This is a genomic window from Trichocoleus desertorum ATA4-8-CV12 (assembly GCA_019358975.1).
GTDB classification, from domain to species: domain Bacteria; phylum Cyanobacteriota; class Cyanobacteriia; order FACHB-46; family FACHB-46; genus Trichocoleus; species Trichocoleus desertorum_A.
Genome location: JAHHIL010000014.1, coordinates 67225 through 90196 on the forward strand (window position 1 = coordinate 67225; position 22972 = coordinate 90196).

Sequence of the window (22972 nt, forward strand, 5' to 3'; positions counted from 1 at the left end):
TGCTCTGTTGAACTTCTGATTTATGGCTCCTCTCATCCTTCATCCCTCATCCTTCCTCCTTACCTTTTAAGGTGCAACAGGGGAGGGTTGAGGCGTTGGGGTATTGATAGGTGCCTGATTCGGCGCAGTGGTCGGGGCTGCTGTGGGTGGTGTTGGCGGTTTACCACTAGCCAGTTGGTTAATCTGATCTTTGTATTCAGCGGGCGCTAGGCTGATGGCAGAGTTGAACAAGGGTTTGGCGGCTTCATCCTTACCCTGCTGCTTGAAGACAAGGGCTTTGGCTAACACGGGACGGAAATCTTTGCCGCTGCTCTTGATTGCTTCGTCGTAAATCGCGATCGCTTCATCGTAGCGTTTTTGCTCCGCGTACACCTGCCCCAGTAGCAACTGAACTGAGGGCACATCTACGCTTCCGGGTTTCACCTGATTCGCTTCATCGGCACTTTTGAGGGTGTCTTGCAGCAAGCCCACCGCAGCTTCAGGTCGTTTCTGCTCAATTAGCAAGCCCACCAACCCTTGCAACGCGATCATATCTCCTGGCTGTGCGGTCAAAAGGGTGCGATACGCTTCTGCCGCTCCTTCGCGATCGCCTGCATACTGCTTAGCTTGGGCCAGCAACACTCCATAGCGACTTTGGTCAGGATTCAGCTTGGCCAGCTTTTCTAAAGGCTCTACTACACCCTTGATGTCTTGTAGTTGCAGCCGCGCCTCTACCAACCCCCGTAAAGCCGTTTGGTTGTCTGGTTCTCGCTGCAAAACGGCCTCATATCCTTTGACTTGAGCCTTCAATTCTTCCTGCTTTGCGCTTGGCGTGGCTTGAGCTGAGGAGGGAGTTGGCTCACCCCCAGAGCGATCGGCCTTAAAAGCATCCCCTAGGAGCGGGAACAGAGAAAAGCCGACAAAGGCAACGACTGCCAGAATTAGCACAACATTAATGATCCAGCGACGCCGCTTCTCAGTCACACAACTGCCTTGAACTCTACGAACATTTTAACGGTCTAGGGGGCAGACCTTTGCTTTCAGCCAGCACCATTAGGAAGCACTCGGTAGCGCGATCGCTCCAAACCTAGAAAGTTTTTAATTTTATTTCATCCGCAAAAAAGACCTTGACAGAGCTAGATTGAATTCCTAGCGGCATAGTTTATGAACTTACAGACCCAGAATCTTGTGCTAGACACTTCTACACTTTGCGAGAATTTACGCAAGGGTTGCTTAAATCACTAATTACAATTAAAGATTGCAGAAACTTTGCGGATCGGTCCGTAGAGTGATTGCATTCAGTAAAATAAGCAGACTGATGCAATCATGCCTCCTGTCTGCAAACAACATCTATGAGTTCCTCTCCCAAGCGGCCCCATAAGCCCCCTGAGTCTGTATCATCTCATCAGGCTTCGCCTGCCTCTGACCCAACTTCCAACTTGGGTTCAGACATTGCCCATGAGCAGACTTCAAGTTCATCTACTGCTCCCACCCCTTTACAGACTCCAGCAGATCAACCATCTGAAATGACCTCAGAATTAGCTTCGACTGTAAATGCAGCAGAACTGACTCCACCGACTGCTCCTGCGGTCCCTGGGGCCAAGAGTTCTGCCGACCTAGTCTCCTCTAGCGAGGGTGACGAACTATCCGAGCAGGCATCAGTTATGCGGCAACAACCCATCCCTCCTCCAAGCGAACCCAAGCAATATCGGGCGATTGGCTTAATTCGAGGGCGATACGTTGCATCGCCAGACCACTTTACCCGTGGCAATCTAGTCACCTCTGATGGCACCGCCATTGACGCTGTGTTACTAGGTCGGGTGATGAGCTTGGTCAGAAAGCACTTAGACCTAGAACAAGAGCACCTCTGGGTTGTGTATCCGCGTACTAGGGAAAAAGAGGCAAATTTGCATGCTCAAATAGTGGGAGTTTGGGAGCCAGAGAAACTAAATCAGGCTGATGAAGGCACCGACCAACCCGCTACTCAGGAGCCGACGGAGGCTAGTACCGCCGGAGGAGCAGCTTCCACTGAGCATGAAGATGGCTATTTCTCAATTCGGGGTGAGGTAATTTATCAAGCTCCTGACGAGGAGCGAATTATTGTCAAAATTAGACAGTCTCCTCGCAAAGATGCCGATGAGGAGAAAACTTTTAAGTTATTACTTCAGGGTAATTTAGCGGGTAAAGCAGTTGGCCACTTCTGGGATTTAAACACCTATCGTCAAGGCGACGTTTTAGTGATCCGCGATGGCACCTCTATCGGTCTGTTGCCTCCGCGCAAGCGCCAAGCCCACGAAAGGCCCAGCGGAGGAGGCGCTGGTGCCAGAAGACCCAGAGATGGGCAACGTCCCAGCCGTCCGAACACACGTCCTATAGGTAATGCTGGGGGTAGTGCCGGAGTCGCACCAGTCAGAAAGGCACCCTTGCCTAAGCCTGTAAAGCGGAAGGACAGTTCAGACCCGCAACCCGAATAAAGTTAGTTTTTGCAACAGTAGGTTGAAAGGTTAGTTTTTGCTTGCGAAAGTTAACCGAACTCATTCATTATCAATGCATCTAGAAGGGGGGACAATGTCTCCCCTTGTTTATTTATGACCTGATTTATGAGCTGATCCCAGTTAATCTAGGCTCACCTGAGAACCCCACAAATTTTGGGGCATAAAAGCGCGGTCTTGAGGAATGGGAGCCACCGATTCACTGAGCAAGAATTTGCCTGCCTCAATCCACTGCTTTAGCTCTGTGGCAACTTGGCGCGACAGAAAGATGCTAGCCAAGGAAGCCACACGGACAGGTTTGCCATCAATCGTAATTCGCCCCGATTTGAGTTGGGCATAACTGATTAAGCCAAAGGTGGGGCGGACGCGGCGAGGAATTGAGAAATCGACAATGGGTGCGACTAAATCTTTATCCTGCACGGCACAGCGAGCGATGACTTCTTCGTGGAGGACAGGTAATGGTATGCCAACTCCCATCATGAGCGAGGGGCCGTAGTTTTTAAAGTAGCAACCCCTGACCCAACGCGAATCCATTTCTTTGGCATCCCCAATTAAGGCTAGTGTGGCCGCAGGGCCGATGGGAGCCCGGTTAGGCAAGCGCTTTTGCAGCGGGAAGTGTTGGGTGCCTTCCCAAGCGATGTAGCCCGTGCCACCGCCTAGAAAAATGCGAGAGCCAATGCCAATTAGTTCTAAGTCTGGGTCATTCAGTAGGGGTGAAATTGCACCTGGGTTGGAATAAACTGCATTGCCTAGGCGAGGCTGTAAAGGGCCTAGATAAGTAAAAAGTGGGCGATCGCCTCCATTCACCCCCACAATGAAATTTTGGTATAGGTTGCGGGGATTGAATAAGTAAAACTGGTTAATAGTGTCACGGGTAATCGTCGTCTCAAAAGCAGCCCTTGGATAACAGTCTGTCACTTGTCCTAAAGCTCTCAGTTGTACAGGTTTACCGGCAATCAAATCTTCGATGACATGTCCCCCACCTCTTTCGCGATTTTCTTCCCCATCAGCGGCCTCTGCCATGCCAGGGTAATCGACCACCTGGGTTGCGCCTAAGTAGAGATCAACCGCACCGAATCCTGAATAAGCCAAAACTCCATCGAGCCAGCATTGCCGAATCTTAATCGGTGGGTCAGTATGGCCCAGGTTCAGGATGGCTCCCGATGATTCCATTGGCTCAAACGTACCTGTTGTGACCACATCCACGGTTTTGGCTGTTTGGGCCACTCCAACTTCTGCGACTCTGGCTTTGACTTCTTCCGCTGTGCAAACTACGGCAGCTTGTCGGCTAATTTTGTCGTTAATTTCAGTAATCGTTCGCATAAAAGGATTTGTCTAGCCAGAGTTTGTCCAGAATTTATCGAGAATCGCTGCTGTTTAGGTTCAGCAATTCAGACGAGTTTGAAGTTCAAGATAGCGATCGCTGCCGCCAAGCGCGCCAACCTAAAGCCATTGCTAAGGCAAACGTTGGAAGCAACACCACAAATAATACAAGTACATTTCTGGGCATTGTGGGTATGGCTGACAGGGATGCCGCATATTTGATGGCGATCGCGATCAGCGCTGAAATCACCATTACTTTCGCTACAAAGCCAAGATTAGTTCTCATACAGCTGGCTCGCTCAACAAAACACGATTGCCGAATCTGTACTTGTGCCAGATCAGCACTTGGATTTAGTTAAACACTTTTGTGCCAATGTTGATTGCCATTGAGAGAACTCAGCTTAATCAGATACAGCCTCTATCCTGCTCAGGAGCGGGTTTCTCAGAATAACTGTAAGAGTCATAGACCGTAATCTCTAGCTTTGGTTTTGTAGCTTTAATAACTGCCGCTCATTTGCTCTTAAAGATTCTTTCCAGTACTGCCTTGGTTCCGTGTTAGCCAAACCTCGTATTAGCACGGAGGTGCAGAGAGCTGACTTTTTCACTTACTTGGAACTGCTTAAGCTTTGAAAAGCTTATCCGCAAAAGGATCTGAGAAGAATTAGTGTTTCTCTTCAAAAAGATCTTATCTAAAAGAAATGAATTTTTTCCGTAACTACTAAATCAGATCCTGTAGAAATACGCAGAGAGCCTGATAGACAGTTACAGAATCGTCACTATGCAAGATTTACGCACAGAAGTGGTCTTAAAACTGGCCCAAATTATTAATCCGCAAGTTCGTGCCAACGAAAAATTTTCGCTAGACATAGAGTTCTTGCGTCAGTTACCTGATGGCACCCTAGGTCGCGAAGTTGCTCATTTTCTCGATCAGAATGGTTTTGACCCGCTCAATTCAGGAGATTGGGTTCAGCGCACCCATGATATTTGGCATGTGCTCACGGGGTTATCTGCCTCAGAACATGATGAATTTGTGCTGCAAGCGTTTGTTCGCAGTCAAGTGTTTCGGCCTTCTAGCGCCATCTTGGTCATTGCTGGTTTACTGACCCGTAAATGCAATTTGAAAGAGGTGGCCCAAAGCATCAAAACGGGTCGGTTAGCTAAACATATTGTTGAGTGGGATATTGAGTCTGACTGGGAAACTCCTCTAGAGTTGGTGCGGCAGAAGCTCGGCATTGTGCCCTTAAGTGCTTACTCACTAAAGTAGGCTCACAATTACGTAGATACAAATGCACAGACACAAAAAGCGATCGCTCCTCTTGTTTTCGACGAGAGCGATCGCTTTTCTGCATCACAAGCTTTAGGAATAGTGGGGGCGAATTAAGCTAGGCACCAGGTTTTGGTAAATTAGCGCAGTATTTTTCATCTACGACAGTAGAGTTCATGTTAGAACCCGCCTTTTTGCTGGCATAGATGACAATATCTATTTTCTTACAAACAAAACTAGTTTTTTCACCGTCTACCCCTTGTACACTCCAGGCGTAAGTTTCTGACTGACTAATCGGCTTGGAGGCTCCATTGCAACTCGCTAAAAAGAGTGAAACGGCCAAGGAAATCAAGGCTGATCTTCTCAACATACCTTTTGCTTCTCCCTTTCAGTCAAGAGCTCAAGCTTGTTAGTTTAAAGCAACTTGACTCTGGCTGCTACCCAGTGATTACGGAAGCATCATTATTAGTTTCTGGATGAGTGGTTTGGTTCAGAGACGACAGAATTCCTGTCACAATAGGCATAGGGACATAATTCAAGACCTGACGAGAGCCTAAAGAAAGGAGTAACTTGCATGATCACCCGTGACAAAACTCAGGACTGGTCAGCGGTGATCAAACAATTTGAAACCGTAGTGGGCAAAAAGGGGGTCGTCCGTAGACCGGAAGAATTGTTGGTTTACGAGTGTGATGGCCTAACGAGCTATCGACAACGTCCGGCTGTGGTAGTTTTGCCTCGGACTACAGAAGAAGTGGCAGCGGTAGTGAAGATTTGCGATCGCCAGCAGCTACCTTTTGTCACCAGAGGCGCAGGCACAGGGTTGTCCGGTGGGGCTTTACCGACCGAGAACTGTGTTCTGATCGTCACGGCTTTGATGCGAAAGATTTTGCAAGTGGATTTACCCAATCAACGCATTGTGGTGCAGCCCGGAGTCATCAATAGCTGGGTTACGCAAGCCGTGAGCGGTGCAGGCTTTTATTACGCCCCTGACCCCTCCAGCCAAGTTGTGTGTTCTATCGGTGGCAATGTCGCGGAGAACTCTGGCGGAGTTCATTGCCTCAAATATGGCGTCACGACCAATCATGTTCTCGGTCTCAAGCTAGTTTTGCCCGACGGCTCGATCGTGGAAGTGGGTGGAGAGGTGGCTGAGACACCAGGCTATGACTTGACGGGGCTGTTTGTCGGCTCCGAAGGCACCTTAGGGATTGCCACAGAAGTCACATTGAGAATTCTGAAACAACCAGAAGCCGTCCGAGTTTTGTTGGCAGACTTTACCAATGTAGAGGCAGCGGGTGCAGCCGTTTCGGACATCATTAGTGCTGGCATTATCCCCGGTGGCATGGAGATCATGGACAACCTCAGCATCAATGCGGTGGAGGATGTGGTGGCCACGGGCTGCTACCCCCGCGATGCGGCGGCTGTACTTTTAGTCGAAGTGGATGGGGTAGAAGTTGAAGCGGCGGCGAGTAGCCAGCGTGTGGAAGCGATCTGTCGCCACAATGGAGCCCGCAGCGTCACGATCGCCACTGACCCAGAACAACGCTTGAAATTGTGGAAAGGTCGTAAAGCCGCCTTTGCAGCAGCAGGCAAGCTTAGCCCAGACTATTATGTTCAGGACGGTGTGATTCCCCGCACCAAACTGCCTTTCGTTTTGCAAGAAATTGAAGCCCTTGGTCAGAAATATGGGTACAAAGTTGCCAATGTTTTCCATGCTGGGGATGGGAATTTGCACCCTTTGATTCTCTACGACAACTCCATCCCTGGCGAGTTGGAGCGGGTAGAAGAATTAGGCGGTGATATTCTCAAGCTCTGTGTGGAAGTCGGTGGCAGCATTTCTGGGGAGCATGGTGTTGGGGCGGATAAACGCTGTTATATGCCTAAGATGTTTACGCCTACGGATCTAGAAACGATGATCTGGGTCCGTGAAGTGTTTGATCCCCAGCGCATCGCCAACCCTGACAAGATTTTTCCGACCCCTCGTACCTGTGGAGAAGCAGCCCGAATCGACACTAGCAAACAGTTTTCAGGAATTGATCTGTTCTAAGGGTAAAACTACCCGAACCGTAGTCTGCTGGCCTGGGATACTTTCGATCGCTAATTCGCCTTGGTGTAACTCAACTAAGCGTTTGGCGATCGCTAGACCCAAGCCTGCTCCTTGCTGCTCGTAGATCTTGCGCTCAAACTGCATATAGCCGCCCAAGTTAGCGATCGCCTCAGGCGTGATCCCACGACCTTGATCGCTCACACTGAATATAAAGGATTGCTGGCTCTGAGTAGTAGTCAGGCGGATTGGGGTTCCAGCAGGAGAAAATTTGCAAGCGTTGTCTACCAATTCTTCCACAATTCTTTTCAGTCTACTTTCTGCCATTCGTACGGGCAGATCTTCTAGCTCTAACTGGAGGTCGCTTTGCCGCTCTACCTGCTCTGCAACTTGCCGCGCCACACTCGCGATCGCTGCCTGAGTGCCGCTAAAAACCTCTTTTTGCAAGTTCTGGATTCGGGCTGGGTTGCTGGCAATGAGTTCTAGCTCGGCATACAGCAAGAACTTTTGGGTGAGTTGATACAGACGCTCCGCAGAGACATAAATGTCCTTAGCAATTTCTAAGATGTCTCCTCGTTCAATCACTTGATGTTCCTCGATCAGCACTTGCGAAAGGCCCAAGATCCCATTTAAGGGCGTGTGAAGTTCGTGGGGTAAGGCTACGGTGATGTTATGCCGCAGGTCATCAAGCTGAGTCTGGGCTTGTTGCTTCAAGACATCTTGTTTGCTGAGTCGAGTTGCGATCGCATTGAGCAACTGCATTGCTGTACAAGGTTTGGTCAGGTAATCATCTGCCCCCAATTCCATGCCTTGACGCAGGTCGCTCTTGTCTCCTTTAGCGGTCAAGAAAATAAAAGGTAGGGTGGCAGTGTAGCTGTTTTGTCGCAGCGATCGCAAAACGCTGTAGCCATCTAAATCAGGCATTTGAACATCGCAAAGTACTAAATCGGGCAAATGTTCTTGAGCCAGTTGCACTCCCCTTTGCCCATTCTCTGCGCCAATAACTTGGAAACCTTCTACCTCTAAAAGTTCCACTAGCGCCTCGCGAAATGGCTGTTCATCGTCAATGACTAAAATCTTGGGCATAGGGGGAGGATGGATAACTGGGGGTATGATTCAACGGAATAGTGACTCTAAATGTGGTGCCAACACCCAATTCGCTGATAACTTGAATGGTGCCACTGTGGGATTCAACACATTGTTTGACAATAGATAATCCCAGTCCAGTGCCAGCTATATTGCTCACATTGGTACCTCGATGAAACGGGCTGAAGAGTTGAGCTTGATCGTCAACCGGAATACCAATGCCACGATCTTGAATTTGTAAAACAACCGCCTTGGGTGCTTCGCGGGGTTGATAGGATAGGTCGAAATTGATGCTATTTTTCGGGGGGGAATATTTCAGGGCGTTTGAAAGCAAGTTAGCTAAAATATGCTGGAGTAGATTAGCATCTAAACAGGGCAGATTAGCCTCTAACTCTTCTATTTCTGAGAAAGCATGATGCTTAAAAATAATTTGATGCTCAGTCCCTAAGCTAAACTTTAGGTCTTCAATTAACTCAAGACAAAATTGATTGAGATCTAAAGGAGTTGGATGACAGATAAGTCTTCCCGCATCTGTCGCCCCAATTGCCAAGACATTATCTAACAACTGACTCATGCGTTTTACAGCAGCTTGAATGCGTTGTAGATAGGTCAGCCTTTTCTCGTCACTGAGTTTGGCTTCATATTTTTCTAATAGCTCTGCGGAAAACAAAATGGTGCTTAAGGGATTACGAAATTCATGAGAAACCACGGAAATAAAGCGAGCTCTGATTTCACCGATTTCTTTTTCTTTTTGCAAAGCCTTACGAACTGCTGACTCTGCTCGATGACGAGACAAAGCAATTTCGATAGTCGTAATCAGTTCTCGGTCTTCAAAGGGTTTCAGAATGTAGCCAAAGGGATCTGAAATCTTCGCTCTTTTGAGGGTGGTTTCGTCGGCATGAGCGGTTAAGTAAACCACTGGTATGTCAAAGCGATCGCGAATAATCTCTGCTGCTTCAACTCCATCTAAATCACCCTTGAGAATAATATCCATGAGTACTAAGTCAGGCTTGACCTCAGGGATTTTTTCTATGACTTGCTCACCGGAACTAGCGATCGCAGGCACAATGTAACCTGAGTCTTCTAGGCTTTTTTTTATATCAAAGGCAATTATTTTTTCATCTTCAACAATCAAAATTTTTGCAGACATTTTATGGGTTCCAATAGGTTTATTTTATTGGATGTACAGTGATCTTGAAAGTTGTGCCACAGCTATTATCAAGTTCGATTTTTCCCTCTAGCTGTTCAATTAACATACAGACTAGCTGCAAGCCCAAAGATTTTGTGTTCTGAAAATCTAATTCCTCAGGTAAGCCTAGTCCATTGTCGCTGACCACTATCTGGCATTCTCCTGTCTGAGTCAGCAATAGCTCCACACAAACCTCACCCTTCTGGTTTCCGGGGAATGCGTACTTCAAAGAATTAGAAACTAATTCATTAATGATGAGGCCGCAAGGAATAACTGCATCAATATCAAATAAAACATCTTCAATATTAATTTTTGCTGTAATGGTCTGCGATTTTATGCCATAAGACCGAAATAGATTGGCTACTAAACTATGAACATATTCAGTGAAGTTAACTTTGGCTAGATCCTCGGATTGATAGAGCTTTTCGTGTAATAATGCCATCGCTCTAACTCGATTTTGGCTCTCTTTAAGAATCTCTAAGACATGATGCTCTTTAATATAGCCAGCTTGTAACTTTAGAAGACTAGAAATAACTTGTAGATTATTCTTCACTCGGTGATGAATTTCTTTGAGCAAGACTTCTTTTTCTCGCAGAGATGTCTTGATCTGATTTTCTGCTCGCTGACGCTCAGCAATTTCAGTCAAGAGTTGTTCATTTAGAATCTGCAAAGCATTAGTTCGTTTCTCAACTTTTAGTTCCAAAGCTTCGTTGAGTGCTTGCAAATCTGCTTCTGCTTGCTTACGGGCTGTGATATCTGTTGCGACCCCTAATACTTGGTAAGCTTTGCCATCTGGGGATAGAAGGGGTTTCTTAATTGTTTGAAAGCAAAAAGATTGTCCCTTAGCGTCGGTTACTGTTTCTTCAGGGATGACTTTATCTTGCATGCAAAGAATTACTTCTCGATCAGCTTGCAGAAATTGCTCTACCTCTATGAGGTTGGGGTTAAAGTCCGCATCGGTTTTGCCCAGCAAATCTTCTACGGTTGTTCCATACATATCGGCCAGTGTTTGGTTGACCAATGTAAATCTGCCTTGCCAGTCTTTTACAAAGATCAGGTTGGGAACTGTATCAATGACCTGGCGGAGAAATTCTTTTTGCGCTTTTAGGGCAAGTTCTGCTTGCTTGCGATTGGTAATGTCTCGCACAATCACCAAGACCTCATCCTCACCGCTGACCGCAATTCGAGCTTCTTCTGTACGAATTTCTCCCTCTAAGTTCAACTCGAATTCGTAAACTTGTGTAATCCCGGTTTGCAAAGCTCGCTCAACGTACAACATCCGTTCCTGAGCGATCGCTGGAGGCATGATTTCATGAATGTTTCCACCCAACACGTCTGGATGAGGCGCGATCGTTTTGAAATCTTTAGCAGGTAGGAAGTCTAGGTAATCTCCAGCGCGATTCATGCGAATCATCAAGTCTGGGATTGCTTCTAGGAAGGCTCTTGTTGTGGCTTCACTTTTTCGTAAGGCGGCTTCTGCACGGACGCGATCGCTGATATCGCGGACAATCACCAGCATTTTTTGATCGAGAAATGGCAGAATTCTAGCCTCGAAATGTCTATTGCCGTTTTGTAGTAGTAGAGAATATTCGACCGCAACCAAGGTGCCAGTCGCTACCACCTGATCGATGGCAGTTTGAACTTTCTGTGCGACAGAAGCAGGCAGAATATCTCGCATTTTTTGGCAGAGGAATTCTTCTGGTGGCACATACAAGCCGTCATGGTCATTTGCGTGGTAGTCCAAGATGGTGCCATCGCCATCGATTTGAAAGTACAGATCGGGAAATGCTTGAAAAATTGTTTTTAGCTCGAAAGTCCGGCGAGACAGCTGAACTTCGGTACGGCGATGATGGACAATTTCAGCAATCAGTTCATCACTGGCGTGTCTCAGGGCTGCGGTTCGTTCTTCAAATTGATTTTCTAGCTCGACCCTCGCAATCTGTAGGGCTGCTGCTATCTGCTGAGGCTGGTTTTTGGTGGAGGGCGATCGCCGTTGCCTTGAGTGTCCTGTCGTTGCGACCCACTCCTGTTCTAGCGATTGGTCTGCATGCAAACAGGTGAGCAGTGCTAAACAGAGACGCTCTGTCGTAGCAATTCCTACGATTTGATCTTGCTCATCTGTAATGGCTAAATAAGGGGACTGTTGTTGCAAAAGAGACCCAACAGTTTTCCAATTTGCCAAGTCTGCTTGGTTCAGGGTGATCGGTAGCTCGCTCATGACTGCGGCTGCGGAGAGTCCTTGCAGATTTACCTCAGTCGCCATTAACCGAATAATTTGCTGAGCAGTGATCAGCCCGACTAAACAATTTTTCTCCATGACTAGCGCACAAGGCTCAGGTGTGGCGGTAGGAGACAGCAGGCGATCGCTCCCCATCTGCTGAGCCACCTCCAAGATCGGAGTATGCAGCGCGACTACTAAGGGATAGCGATCGACCACCCGCTCTAGAGGATTGATGGAGTGGATTGGATTGTTCAGTTGCATCATCGCCACCACCTCATAGCTGCTGTAGCGGTAGTAAATTACAGGTTGCTCAAAGGCTTTTTGAGGCTCAAAAGCGCGGTGCTAACTTTGCAAGTACTATGCCTTGTTTTATTGTGGTGTTTTCCAGCTCTGCCATTCATGGGATTTTATACGTAGGTTTTTCAGTCAAAAATCTGAAGATTCAGTAGCTAGACCTAGGAATGCTAATCTGCTAAACCAACGCCCAAGCAGACATAACTCTTGGTAAATTAAGCCAATAAGCAGTAAGTACTAAATAGATAGGTCTGCACACCTATTTCCTAGAGACGGTGCTGTGGCAATCGATTTCAAGCACAAAGTGAGTGGTAAAAAGGCGGATGGCAGCAATTCCTGCGAGTGATGCAAATGCACCTAATACGAACGCTCCGGTCGAGGAACTAACTTCTATCGTAGGAGCAGAAAACATCCGCTCTTATGGAGAATTGTCTGCACAATGGCAGCAAGCGATCGCTCAAGCAGTGACTCCCGGAACGCGGATTAGCGGTGTCATTTATCCGGGCACGCAAGCAGAATTGGCTGAAGTGGTGCGTCGAGCTAATGAGCACCAATGGGGCATTTTGCCTTGTGGCAACGGAAGCAAGTTGCATTGGGGAGGTTTGGGCTCAGAAATTAACTGGGTGGTCAGTACTCAGCGGCTCAATCGGCTGATCGAGCATGCCGTGGGAGATCTAACCGTTACTGCGGAAGCGGGCATGAAGTGGGTTGACTTGCAAACCTGCTTAGCCAAAGCAGGCCAATTCCTTGCTATTGATCCTGCCTATCCTGAAACGGCGACCCTTGGCGGCATTGTGGCGACCAGTGATGCTGGGTCATTACGGCAGCGCTATGGGGGTGTGCGGGATATGCTGTTGGGTCTATCTCTGATCCGAGCGGATGGAGCCACGGCTAAAGCAGGGGGTCGAGTGGTGAAAAATGTGGCGGGGTACGACCTGATGAAGCTGATGACAGGTTCCTACGGCACTTTGGGCATTTTGTCTCAGGTGACATTTCGCCTGTATCCCTTGCAGGTAGGGTCTCAAACGGTGGTTTTGACTGGACAGGCAGAGGCGATCGCGCAAGCCACCCAAACCCTCCTCCATTCCGCCTTAACTCCTACCGCTCTAGATGTTCTCTCAACCTCGACCGTCACTAGTCTGCAAATGGGCAAAGGCATGGGCTTAGTCATTCGGTTTCAAAGCATGGCAAGCAGTGTTCAAGTCCAAGCAGATCGGGTACTAGCACTGGGGGAAACGTTGGGCTTAGCCAGTCACTTATATGCCGATACTGACGAAAAACAGCTTTGGCAACAGTTGGGGGCACCGACGCTAGACACCTCAGAACCGATTATTTGCAAAATTGGCATCAGACCTGCTGAGGCGATCGCAGCTTTGGTCGAAACTGAGGTTATGACTTCCCAGACCGCCCCAGGGCTGATTCATGCCAGCAGCGGCCTGGGCAAGTTATACCTGGATAGCCAAGCCACTTCTGCCGCTATCCTTCTGGAACTTCGGGCCTTGTATCAAGCCAAGGGTGGTTTCCTTTCAGTGCTGCAAGCCCCGATCACCGTCAAGCAGGAGTTTGAGGTTTGGGGCTACGCTGGTAGTGGACTCGATCTCATGCGACGGCTAAAACATCAATTTGACCCGAAAAATCTATTGAGTCCCCATCGTTTTGTTGGCGGTATTTAGTGAGCATGCAAACTTCCGATCCTGCTTCCCATCCCAACCCTTCATCTAGCCACCCAGTTACTCAGCAAAGACCCGCGACTCTAGCCGACTTTCAGGGCTTTGATGATCATCACCCGCCTGATCCCAAACTGATTGATGCTTGTGTGCATTGTGGTTTCTGCCTGACAACCTGCCCTAGTTATCGAGTCCTAGGTACAGAGATGGACTCACCTAGAGGCCGTATCTATTTAATGGATGCGCTTGAGAAGGGCAAGGCTCCTTTGTCTGAAGCATCGGTGCAGCACTTTGATACTTGCTTAGGTTGTCTTGCCTGCACTACCGCCTGCCCCTCCGGGGTGCAGTACGACAAATTGATTGCAGCAACGCGACCTCAAATTGAGCGCAATTATTCGCGATCGCTACCCGACCGATTACTGCGGCGCTTAATTTTTTCGTTGTTTCCTTATCCAGAGCGTCTGCGCTTACTTCTCGGCCCCTTAGGACTCTACCAAAAATCTGGGCTTCAGAAACTCGTACGTTCCTTGGGCTGGCTAAAACAAATCTCGCCTCAACTAGCGGCAATGGAATCCCTGCTGCCCCAAGTTTCCCTCAAGTCATTTCAAAACTCGATCCCAACTTTGATTCCCGCTCAAGGCCAGCAGCGCTACCGAGTCGGAATGATTCTCGGCTGCGTCCAGCGCTTGTTCTTCCCCGATGTCAACGAAGCCACAGTGCGAGTGCTTACAGCTAATGGCTGCGAAGTTGTCGTGCCTTCCACTCAAGGCTGTTGCTCAGCGCTCCCGGCTCACCAAGGACAAGAACAGCAAGCTCAGGCGATCGCTCGGCAAATGATCGATAGCTTTGAAGGGACAGATGTCGATTTCATCATCATTAATGCAGCAGGTTGTGGCCACACCTTGAAGGAATACGGCCACATTTTGCAAGATGACCCGCTTTACCGAGAAAAAGCCAAAGCTTTTGCCAGCAAAGTTAGAGATGTCCAAGAGTTTCTCGTCAATGTTGGCTTGACCGCTCCGCTCTCTCCATTACAGGAGCAACCTCTGACCTTGGTGTACCATGATGCTTGCCATCTATTACATGGCCAGAAAATCAGTGTGCCCCCGCGCCAACTTTTGCAACAAATTCCTGGGGTACAGTTGCGCGAACCTATTGATGGAGCTTTATGTTGTGGCAGTGCTGGAGTTTACAACATGCTGCAACCTGAGATTGCCGACGAACTGGGTCAGCAGAAAGCTAGGAATTTGCTCGATACAGGGGCGCAACTGGTTGCTTCCTCCAATCCTGGCTGTAGCTTACAAATCAAGAAGCATATGCCAGATGCAGGCAAGCACTTAGCCATCATGCACCCGATCGAACTGCTCGATTACTCAATTCGAGGGGTTCAGCTTTAACTGCCCAGTTCTTTGGCGCGATCGCAGGCTTTGGTCACGGCTTGAATCAGGGCTGAGCGAAATCCTGCTTGCTCCAGTTGGGCAATTCCGGCGATTGTTGTTCCCCCAGGGCTAGTCACCCGATCCTTTAGCTCTGCGGGATGCATCCCCGACTCGTGCAGCAGTTGAGCGGTACCTAAAACTGTTTGCAAAGCCAACTTTGCTGCGATCGCCCGTGGCAACCCTGCCGCTACCCCACCATCCGTCAGGGCTTCGATTGCGATCGCCACATAACCGGGGCCAGAGCCTGACAACCCAGTCACGGCATCGATCAAGGTTTCTGGCACCTCTACCACTTCACCCACGGCCTGAAAAATGGTTCGGGCTTGTTCTAGGTGAGCAGGCTGCGCTAATTTTCCGGGGGCGATCGCAGTCATCCCCGCCCCTACCGTTGCAGGTGTGTTGGGCATGGCTCGCACCACGGGGCATTCTGGAAAAGCAGCTTCTAACTTTTGCAGTGGCACTCCCGCCAAAATTGAAAGCACAAGCGGGGGGCGATCGCGGCCAATTTGATTAAATTGGTGACCCGCAACGGCTGCGAATGCCTGCGGTTTAATTGCCAACAAGACAACCTCGGTTGCCTGGAAAGCCACTCCATTCTCTGGAGTGACAGAAACACCATATTGCTGGGCCAGAAAGTCACGTCGCTGTGGTTGTGGCTCACTGACAATGACTTCTTGCGGTAAATAAATTTTCTGAGCGACGAGGCGGGATAACAGAGCCTCCCCCATTACCCCGCCGCCAATCAAACCAAATTTTGCAGACAACCCGTTTGCTGTCCTCTATCTAAATTAGTGCGATTTAACAGGAGCTTTTTGCCAAAACTTTTACAAGTGATGCCAGCCCTCTGACTCACCCAGACTTGGCTTGCTTATGAACCACTTAGCCACCGCATGCAGTAGCTAGCGAACCATTAGGCCATGCGGGCTTGCTCAGCAGTCCAAGCTGGCGTAGGGGCAGCAGGACGGCTAGGACGAGCCTGAGGCTGAGGTGCTTCTTGAGCCCCACCTGCTTGGGTAGTGACTTGTACACAGTTGGGAGTAAAGAGGAAAATGCTTTCGCCAATCCGCTCTTGATGGCCATCAATGGCGTAAGTACCGCCAGCCACGAAATCTACTGCGCGCTGAGCCTGGTCAGGGTCCATGATCGTCAGGTTCAAAACCACTGACTTGCGTTCCCGTAATGCCTGAATGGCTTGAGGCATTTCCTCAAAAGAACGGGGTTCCATTACCATCACTTCTGAGAGGCCATTGATGGCTCCCGGCATGCCAATTACGTTATTCATGGTTGAACCAATTCCTGTTTCGGTGGCCATTGATACGCGCTCACGGATGCGACGACGATTCCGGGCATCTTCTTCCGGAGCGGCCTGGGGATTCTCTTCTCGATAGAGATTTTGATATTCTTCCCCATCCATCTCGTCATACTCATATTCATACTCGACGGGATCGTTAAAACCAACAAAATCCCGCAATTTCGTGAAAATATTGTTCACGGTTCACGCTCCATCACAACAATAGTTACCCTCAGTAAACAACTTCTAATTAGGAGGGAAAACGCCAGTAGAACTCAATTACATTAGGTTCTTTGAACAGCGTGTCTCCTACTTGAAGCTTACGGTCGGACTTTAATTAAAAATTAAGAGCCCAAGCCCATAATGAAGCTTGCGAACACCCTGCCTGACTTTCCTGAATTGACTCAACAGTATACATCAGATTTTTGACCTGTAAGCTCAGAAAAAAGATGGAAGTGCAGTGTTGATCCGTATGCATATAAGCGTGGTGATAGTTGACACAACACTGATTGACACTACCCATAGAAGCCAGGTTTCGCGAGGAGATGGGCAAGCTTTGTTACTAATACTGCCTAATAAATAAAGCATGCACATATTACCTGGGACTTAGAGTTTAAGCAAGAGGTAATTGCTCCCGTTTACCAAATAAGATAGTGCCCAAGCGAATCATCGTTGCCCCTGCTTGAACGGCCAACCTATAATCACTAGACATCCCCATTGAGAGCTGAGTGATCTGAAGGCGCGACCAACCCTGCTGTCTAATTTTGTCCGCTAGTTCCTGAGCCCGCTGAAAAACTGCTAAAGTCTCTGGCTCACTTAACCCTAAAGGCGGGATAGTCATCAGCCCTTGAATTTTTAAGTTTTGACACTGATCGAGTTCGGTCAAATCCGCTAGCAACTGCTCAGGGGACCAACCTGTTTTGTTGGGATCAGATAAAATTTTGACTTGCAAGCAGATTTGCGGTTTATTCGGCAAAGGCTCGGCCAAGCGATCTAGACGTTGAGCTAATTTCAGACTATCTACAGAATGAATCCACTGAAATAGCTCCAGTGCCTTCTGAGCTTTGTTGCTCTGCAAGCGCCCAATCAAGTGCCAGGTGATATCCGGTAGATCTTGCAGTTCAGCTTGTTTGGCTTCCGCTTCTTGAATTCGGCTCTCACCAAAATTCCGCAAGCCCGCTTCATAAGCCGTTCGCATTGCTGCTACTGGTACCTGCTTAGTCACAGCAATTAACTGGACAGCAGGGGGTAAGGTTTGGCAAATGCTGGCAATGCGTTCGTGATCAGGCGTTCGCTGTGAAGAAGTCATCGCATCGGACATGAAGGCAACAACTCTATTGGAGCATTATTGGTAGAGCATTACTGGAAGGTTTGTTTGTAAAGTGCCTGTAGTTGTTCACCCTCTTTAGATTGACCCATTCGCCGCAAGACTCGCAGCCGATTTTCTACGAGGATACGGGCATCCGTACGCCCTATCGGTTCAAACTTCAAGCCACTCGATCCGGTATGGACTACAAAAAACAGTCGTTGAGCATACAGGGTGGCAAACAGTTCCTGGCCTTCTTCGATCAGACAGATTCGGAACAGTAGGCCAAAGGTTGGATGATTTAGATAAGTTTCAGTGCTCATTCAGCTTCAAGCTGGCAGTAATAGCTAGATTTAGAATTTAGGCTTAAGCTACAAACTAAATTGGATAGTTGCGATCGCAACCCCTTTCGTGAACGTAGAACCTGTTTCAGTATCCCTCTAACGGGGCCTAAGTGTGCCTAATTAGGTCAACAGAATTAGACACAAGATTAATCTAAGCTTTAATTAAAATCATTGTTTAGGTGGGACAAAAGGCAATTGCGGTCGCGATCGCATAGTCGCCATCATGACTCAGGCTGACTTGCCAATGATATTCCCCCCACTGAGCTGCCGCGATCGCTGCTGCTCCATAGAGATACACTTGGGGTTCTCCGCTGGGCCGACGCTGCACTTCGATATCGGTGTATCGCAGACCTCGCCACCCCGTACCTAGTGCTTTTGCTACAGCTTCCTTGGCTGCCCAACGTCCTGCCAGTTTTTTGGCAGACACATCTGTCCGTTTTTCGTGAAGCAGCCCCGTCTGCTCAGGCACTTGAATTAATGATCCACAATCTCGCTGCTCGGCTGGAGTATAGACTCGCTGGAGAAACCGCTCGCCAAAACGCTCCAGAGCAGCTTGAATCCGAGGAATGTAGACAATATCTGTTCCAAGGCGAATATTCAAGCAAACTTATCTTTAATGACCAGGTTTCATCACTTTAGGAGAAATTGCGCCTTTACGCTACTGAGAGGTTGCCACTGGGTTCTTAGGGACTGGTTGGGGGCTGTAACTCTACCAGTCGTAAGGCCGCTAGTTGAGCTTGCGCTTTATGCAATGACTCATACCACTCTCGTTCTGGATCGCTATCGGCTACAATTCCAGCTCCCACCTGGCCCCATACCTTAAATTTTTGATGTTCGTTGAGTGTGGAGCGATCGCTTTTAGTGATCAATAAGGTGCGAATCAAGATGTTGAGGTCGAGTTGGCCGCGCCAGTCTAAATAGCCGCAAGAACCGTAAAATAAGCTGCGCCGTACAGGTTCTAGTTCTTCAATAATTTCCATACAGCGAACTTTGGGGCAGCCCGTAATGGTGCCGCCAGGAAACATGCTCCGAATTAAATCGATGCTGTTGCATGCAGGCTGGAGAGTGCCGACCACATTGCTGACTAAATGCATCACATGGCTGTAGTGCTCGATGGCTAGCAGTTCATTTACCGCTACCGATCCCCACTCACACACCCGTCCCAAGTCATTGCGCTCTAGATCAACGAGCATAATGTGCTCAGCTTGTTCTTTAGCACTGGCTAGTAGCTCTTGCTGATGTGCTTGGTCTTGGGCAGGAGTAGCCCCTCGCGATCGCGTCCCAGCAATGGGTCGGGTTTGAGCTTGTCGTCCTTGCAACTGCACCAGCCGCTCTGGAGAACAACTCACCACATCTCCCCAAGGAGTTTGCCAATAGCTCGCAAAGGGAGACGGGTTAATGTGCTGCAAAGTGCGATAAAGGGACCAACTATCGGCAACCAAGTCGGCTTCAAAGCGCACCGAGAGGTTCGTTTGAAAGATATCTCCAGCCTTAATGTAGTTTTTGGCTTTGAGAACGGCGGCTTCGTAATCAGTTTGAGCTGTATGAAATTTGGGAGATAGAGAGGGGGCTGTTGGAGGTGGATTCTGGCCCAGGTCGAATGATTCGCGGTTTTTAGCCTCTTGAGCGAGCGTTAAGCGTTCTTCTAGTTGATCTAGTTGCGGCTCTTGCGTTGTAGCTAACCAGAGAGTTTGCTCCCAGTGGTCTAATACGGCAAAGCAATCTGGCTCATACCAATAAGCCACTGGGAACGGTAGTGAGTCTGACTTGATCTGGGGCAAACGCTCGATTTCCCAGGCTAAGTCGTACCCCAACCAACCCAACCAGCCCCCCGTAAACGGTAAGGTACCTGGGCGCGATCGCTCATCCGCTAAACCAGAATTAGAACGTTGTAGCAGTTGCTCCAGAAACGGTAAAATGCCGCCTACCTGAGGCGTCCAGAGTTGCAGTTGGCCATCCACCACACGGGGAGTTCCCGCACAGATAGAATAGCGAGCTTGGGCTTGTTCTAGGGCGCTACTTGCAACAGGGTTGACGAGCGGATAAGGGCTTTCGAGCAGAGTCGCGATTCCAGAACGAGGATCGTCTGAAGTAGTGGATTGACGAAATAAAGCAGCAAAGACCTGCGAACCAGTGCGCTCAGCTAAGGGAAGCGATCGCCAATACCAAGGCTGAATTGGATGCATAGGAAGATACGACGACTATGAAACTTCCGATCCCCAAATTAAGCGAGCCCCCCACAGGCCCAACAGCGCCAACAATGCCAGCCAATCACCAAGGCCCAAACGCAGTTGATGCCACTGCACCCGATGCTCATTGGGGCTCGTAAAGCCACGCACTTTCATGGCACTAGCAATTTGCTCTGCCCGCAGCAACAAATTCTCTAGTAAGCGCTCGGCAATTAGCATCCAAACTTGAATGGCTCCGCGCAATCCCAATTTTTTCCAGTTAATGGCACGGGTGCGAACCGAGCGAATCAAATTTTGGACTTCTTCTAACACCAACGGAACAAACCGCAATGACAAAGTGAGGGTTAATACAATCTCAGTCACAGGCCAGTTCAGCCGCCGCAAGGGTCGCATCAGGCTTTCGAGTCCTGCGGTGATCTCCTCAGGTGCGGTGGTCAGCAAAAACAGATTTGTGCTGTAGATCAAGGTAAACAGCAAAGTGCTGACCCGAACGCCTAAGTCTAGCGATCGCCGAGTCACCAGAAACGGCTTCTGCTTAAATAGGACGTAGTTATAAGGCGTAGGCTGCGGTAAAGATTGAGCCAGAGCCTGTTGATTAGAGGGGCGATCGCCCTTGACGCCATTCTCTGCGCCCCCCGCGAACCAAGCACGAGGATCAAACCAGGCAGAACCTTGTTCAGGGCTTGAAGTCGTAGGCTGCTGAGCAAAAGCCAACTCATTTGCAGGCAGACGAGGTTGATGCTCGGCATCAAGTCCATCAGGGGCGATCGCTGTTAGCACGAAGACAAAGAAGCTCAGCATCAACAGCCAAACCATCTGCTGCCGCCACACTCGAAAAGGGATCATCGCCCCTAAGGTGATTAGCACCAGCAACACCACCAGCAACAAGCGCCAAACTGGATTAGCCAGTAGAGGAGCCAGTAAAAAACTCATCAGCCAAGCCAACTTGATCCGGGGATCAAGCCGATGGAGCCAGGTTTGCGGTTGTTCTAGGTACAGCCCTAATGGCAGCGATCGCAGCAGATCCATTCGATTTGGGGGATGAAACTCTCAATCATCTTACTGGTTAAACGCGCGTTGCCCGGTTAGGACTCCCCTTCTCCATTTCCCGCATTTTTTTGCTGCGCCAAATCAAACGAATCGGAGTTCCGGCAAAGCCCAAACTTTCCCGCAATTGTCGTTCCACATAACGACGATAGTTGTCATTAAATAGCTTGGCTTCGTTGACAAACAGGGCGATCGTAGGAGGTTGAGTGCTGACTTGAGTGCCGTAATAAATTCTACCTTGACGACCTTGGCGCGTGGTTGGGGGCGAATGCCAATTCCCTGCATCCTCCAAAACCTCATTAATCACTGAGGTCGTTACCCGTCGTTTATGCTGCTCAGCGGCGGTGTTCACTAGCTCCAGAATTTTTTCAACCCGCTGTCCTGTCTCAGCACTGACAAAAATTAGCGGAGCCCATTCGGTAAACTGCAAGCGGCTTTTGACTTGTTCTTCGTAGTCATAAATGGTGTAAGCATCTTTTTCGACTGCGTCCCATTTGTTGACCACAATAATGCAAGCTCGCCCTTCGTCCGTAATGCGACCTGCCAGTTTCTGATCCTGCTCGGTCACGCCATCTAGGGCATCAATCACCATCAAGACGACATCAGCTCGACGAATCGCTTTAAAGGCACGATTAATGCTGAAAAACTCTGGGCCGTATTCAATGTGCTTTTTCTTACGGATGCCAGCGGTATCAATCAAGCGATAAGTTTGACCTTCCCGTTCTACAACTGTGTCAATGCTGTCGCGGGTGGTGCCAGAAATGGGGCTAACAATAGCACGGTTTTCTCCCACGAAGGCGTTGAGTAGACTGGATTTACCGACGTTAGGCCGCCCGACGATCGCCACCTTGATTTCTGGGTTCTCCGGCAGTTCTTCCGGCGGTGGCAAATGTTTGAGCGCTTCATCTAAGAGCTCACCCGTGCCATTTCCGTGAATGCCAGAAACAGGATAAGGCTCACCCAAACCTAAGCTCCAAAACTGAGCGGCTTGAGCCATTCCCTGGTCGGGAGACTCACATTTGTTGACAGTTAGTAATACGGGCACTGATTGCTGGCGTAACCAAGTGGCAATCTCTTCGTCGGCTATGGTAGGGCCTTCTTGACCATCTACTACAAAAATGGCCACACTGGCTTCTGCTAAAGCGGCCATTGCTTGTTGCCGAATCAGCGGCAAAAATTCTGTGTCGTCATCAAAAATCAGGCCACCTGTATCGACCACTAAAAATTCGCGATCGCGCCAGTAAGCAGGCTGGTAAGTGCGATCGCGAGTGACACCGGGCTCGTTAAAGACAATCGCGCCCTTTGTTTCGGCCAAACGGTTCACAATCGTTGACTTGCCCACGTTCGGACGACCAAGAATAGCAACAATAGGCAAGGACATAAGGCGATCGCACTCAAGTAATTTTGTGGAGTCTAAACCTCTATTCTAAGGGCTGCGACCCATTGTTGTTCTATCTGTGCTACGTTCCCTTAGCCCTTGCAAGGTTCACTAGGTTGTAGCAGGATTAAGTGCAATGGGTTTAAGCTTTCAACTGGACTCGGCGATTTGTAGAAGGCCGTGGCGAATCCCATACAAAACCCGATCAATTAAGACTTTTTCCGCTTCCTGACCTGCCCTAGCTGTCGATAAACTAAGCAGCCATTTGTACTCCGTTGCAGTCAAGCTACCGCACAAGAAAATATTGCCAATCAATTCTTCTAAATCAGACGCTTGGGAAAGTACTAAAGACCGCATAGAGACTAGGCAAACGTTGAATTGCCAACATAGGTGACGATTCCAGAGTGCCTTGTAGGAGTTAA

At 49.0% G+C, this 22972-nt stretch carries 21 protein-coding genes; 5 read left to right on the forward strand and 16 right to left on the reverse strand.

The window, feature by feature from the left end:
- Positions 1–66: 66 nt before the first annotated feature.
- Complete coding sequence (locus KME12_12800) at positions 67–963, reverse strand: tetratricopeptide repeat protein (GenBank protein ID MBW4488659.1); 897 nt, start codon at positions 961–963, stop codon at positions 67–69.
- 368 nt (positions 964–1331) lie between these two features.
- Here KME12_12800 and KME12_12805 point away from each other — a divergent pair, with 368 nt between their 5' ends.
- Entirely contained in the window at positions 1332–2453 is a 1122-nt protein-coding gene (locus KME12_12805; GenBank protein ID MBW4488660.1) for a hypothetical protein, read from the forward strand.
- 141 nt (positions 2454–2594) lie between these two features.
- Here the strand turns inward: KME12_12805 and KME12_12810 are convergent, their stop codons facing one another.
- Both KME12_12810 and KME12_12815 read right to left on the reverse strand, forming a co-directional pair.
- Positions 2595–3794, reverse strand: coding sequence for a homocysteine biosynthesis protein (locus KME12_12810; GenBank protein MBW4488661.1), 1200 nt, complete (start codon positions 3792–3794; stop codon positions 2595–2597).
- Between the two features lie 85 nt (positions 3795–3879).
- A complete protein-coding gene (locus tag KME12_12815) occupies positions 3880–4080 on the reverse strand; it encodes a hypothetical protein (GenBank protein ID MBW4488662.1) in 201 nt (66 codons plus the stop codon).
- A 492-nt stretch (positions 4081–4572) separates the two neighbouring features.
- Here KME12_12815 and KME12_12820 point away from each other — a divergent pair, with 492 nt between their 5' ends.
- On the forward strand, positions 4573–5058 hold the full coding sequence (locus tag KME12_12820; GenBank protein ID MBW4488663.1) for a hypothetical protein: 486 nt from the start codon (positions 4573–4575) through the stop codon (positions 5056–5058).
- A 118-nt stretch (positions 5059–5176) separates the two neighbouring features.
- Here the strand turns inward: KME12_12820 and KME12_12825 are convergent, their stop codons facing one another.
- Positions 5177–5428 (reverse strand): hypothetical protein, encoded by a 252-nt coding sequence (locus KME12_12825; protein ID MBW4488664.1) that lies wholly within the window; start codon positions 5426–5428, stop codon positions 5177–5179.
- A 204-nt stretch (positions 5429–5632) separates the two neighbouring features.
- Here KME12_12825 and glcD point away from each other — a divergent pair, with 204 nt between their 5' ends.
- Positions 5633–7102: a glycolate oxidase subunit GlcD gene (gene glcD, locus KME12_12830; protein MBW4488665.1), complete on the forward strand. Its 1470-nt coding sequence runs from the start codon at positions 5633–5635 to the stop codon at positions 7100–7102.
- On the opposite strand, the gene KME12_12835 is transcribed toward glcD, so the two are convergent.
- From KME12_12835 to KME12_12845, 3 genes are read right to left on the reverse strand one after another with little or no spacing between them, the layout of a single operon-like run.
- A complete protein-coding gene (locus KME12_12835) occupies positions 7082–8185 on the reverse strand; it encodes a response regulator (GenBank protein MBW4488666.1) in 1104 nt (367 codons plus the stop codon). The genes glcD and KME12_12835 overlap by 21 nt on opposite strands.
- Positions 8163–9323, reverse strand: coding sequence for a response regulator (locus KME12_12840; protein MBW4488667.1), 1161 nt, complete (start codon positions 9321–9323; stop codon positions 8163–8165). The genes KME12_12835 and KME12_12840 overlap by 23 nt, the downstream gene beginning before the upstream one ends.
- 31 nt (positions 9324–9354) lie before the next feature.
- The gene (locus tag KME12_12845; GenBank protein ID MBW4488668.1) at positions 9355–11859 is read right to left on the reverse strand and encodes a PAS domain-containing protein; all 2505 of its coding nucleotides are present in this window, start codon (positions 11857–11859) and stop codon (positions 9355–9357) included.
- A gap of 353 nt (positions 11860–12212) precedes the next feature.
- Here KME12_12845 and KME12_12850 point away from each other — a divergent pair, with 353 nt between their 5' ends.
- Together KME12_12850 and KME12_12855 are read left to right on the forward strand one after the other, a co-directional pair.
- The gene (locus KME12_12850; GenBank protein ID MBW4488669.1) at positions 12213–13562 is read left to right on the forward strand and encodes an FAD-binding oxidoreductase; all 1350 of its coding nucleotides are present in this window, start codon (positions 12213–12215) and stop codon (positions 13560–13562) included.
- 5 nt (positions 13563–13567) lie between these two features.
- Positions 13568–14953, forward strand: a complete 1386-nt coding sequence (locus KME12_12855; GenBank protein MBW4488670.1) for a (Fe-S)-binding protein — start codon at positions 13568–13570, stop codon at positions 14951–14953.
- Here KME12_12855 and proC read toward each other — a convergent pair.
- From proC to KME12_12900, 9 genes are all read right to left on the reverse strand, one after another.
- Positions 14950–15759, reverse strand: coding sequence for a pyrroline-5-carboxylate reductase (proC, locus tag KME12_12860; protein MBW4488671.1), 810 nt, complete (start codon positions 15757–15759; stop codon positions 14950–14952). The genes KME12_12855 and proC overlap by 4 nt on opposite strands.
- Positions 15760–15905: 146 nt before the next feature.
- Positions 15906–16409 carry a cell division protein SepF gene (locus tag KME12_12865; protein ID MBW4488672.1) on the reverse strand — a complete coding sequence of 168 codons (504 nt, stop codon included), beginning with the start codon at positions 16407–16409 and terminating at the stop codon, positions 15906–15908.
- 490 nt (positions 16410–16899) lie between these two features.
- Positions 16900–17595 (reverse strand): YggS family pyridoxal phosphate-dependent enzyme, encoded by a 696-nt coding sequence (locus KME12_12870; protein ID MBW4488673.1) that lies wholly within the window; start codon positions 17593–17595, stop codon positions 16900–16902.
- A 50-nt stretch (positions 17596–17645) separates the two neighbouring features.
- Entirely contained in the window at positions 17646–17915 is a 270-nt protein-coding gene (locus KME12_12875; GenBank protein ID MBW4488674.1) for a PipX family protein, read from the reverse strand.
- 196 nt (positions 17916–18111) lie between these two features.
- On the reverse strand, positions 18112–18537 hold the full coding sequence (acpS, locus tag KME12_12880; GenBank protein ID MBW4488675.1) for a holo-ACP synthase: 426 nt from the start codon (positions 18535–18537) through the stop codon (positions 18112–18114).
- An 82-nt stretch (positions 18538–18619) separates the two neighbouring features.
- Positions 18620–20122, reverse strand: a complete 1503-nt coding sequence (locus tag KME12_12885; GenBank protein ID MBW4488676.1) for an anthranilate synthase component I — start codon at positions 20120–20122, stop codon at positions 18620–18622.
- Positions 20123–20137: 15 nt separating this feature from the next.
- A complete protein-coding gene (locus tag KME12_12890) occupies positions 20138–21154 on the reverse strand; it encodes a CbiQ family ECF transporter T component (protein ID MBW4488677.1) in 1017 nt (338 codons plus the stop codon).
- 37 nt (positions 21155–21191) lie between these two features.
- Complete coding sequence (gene der, locus KME12_12895) at positions 21192–22553, reverse strand: ribosome biogenesis GTPase Der (GenBank protein MBW4488678.1); 1362 nt, start codon at positions 22551–22553, stop codon at positions 21192–21194.
- A gap of 147 nt (positions 22554–22700) precedes the next feature.
- Positions 22701–22907, reverse strand: coding sequence for a hypothetical protein (locus KME12_12900; protein MBW4488679.1), 207 nt, complete (start codon positions 22905–22907; stop codon positions 22701–22703).
- Positions 22908–22972: the final 65 nt, after the last annotated feature.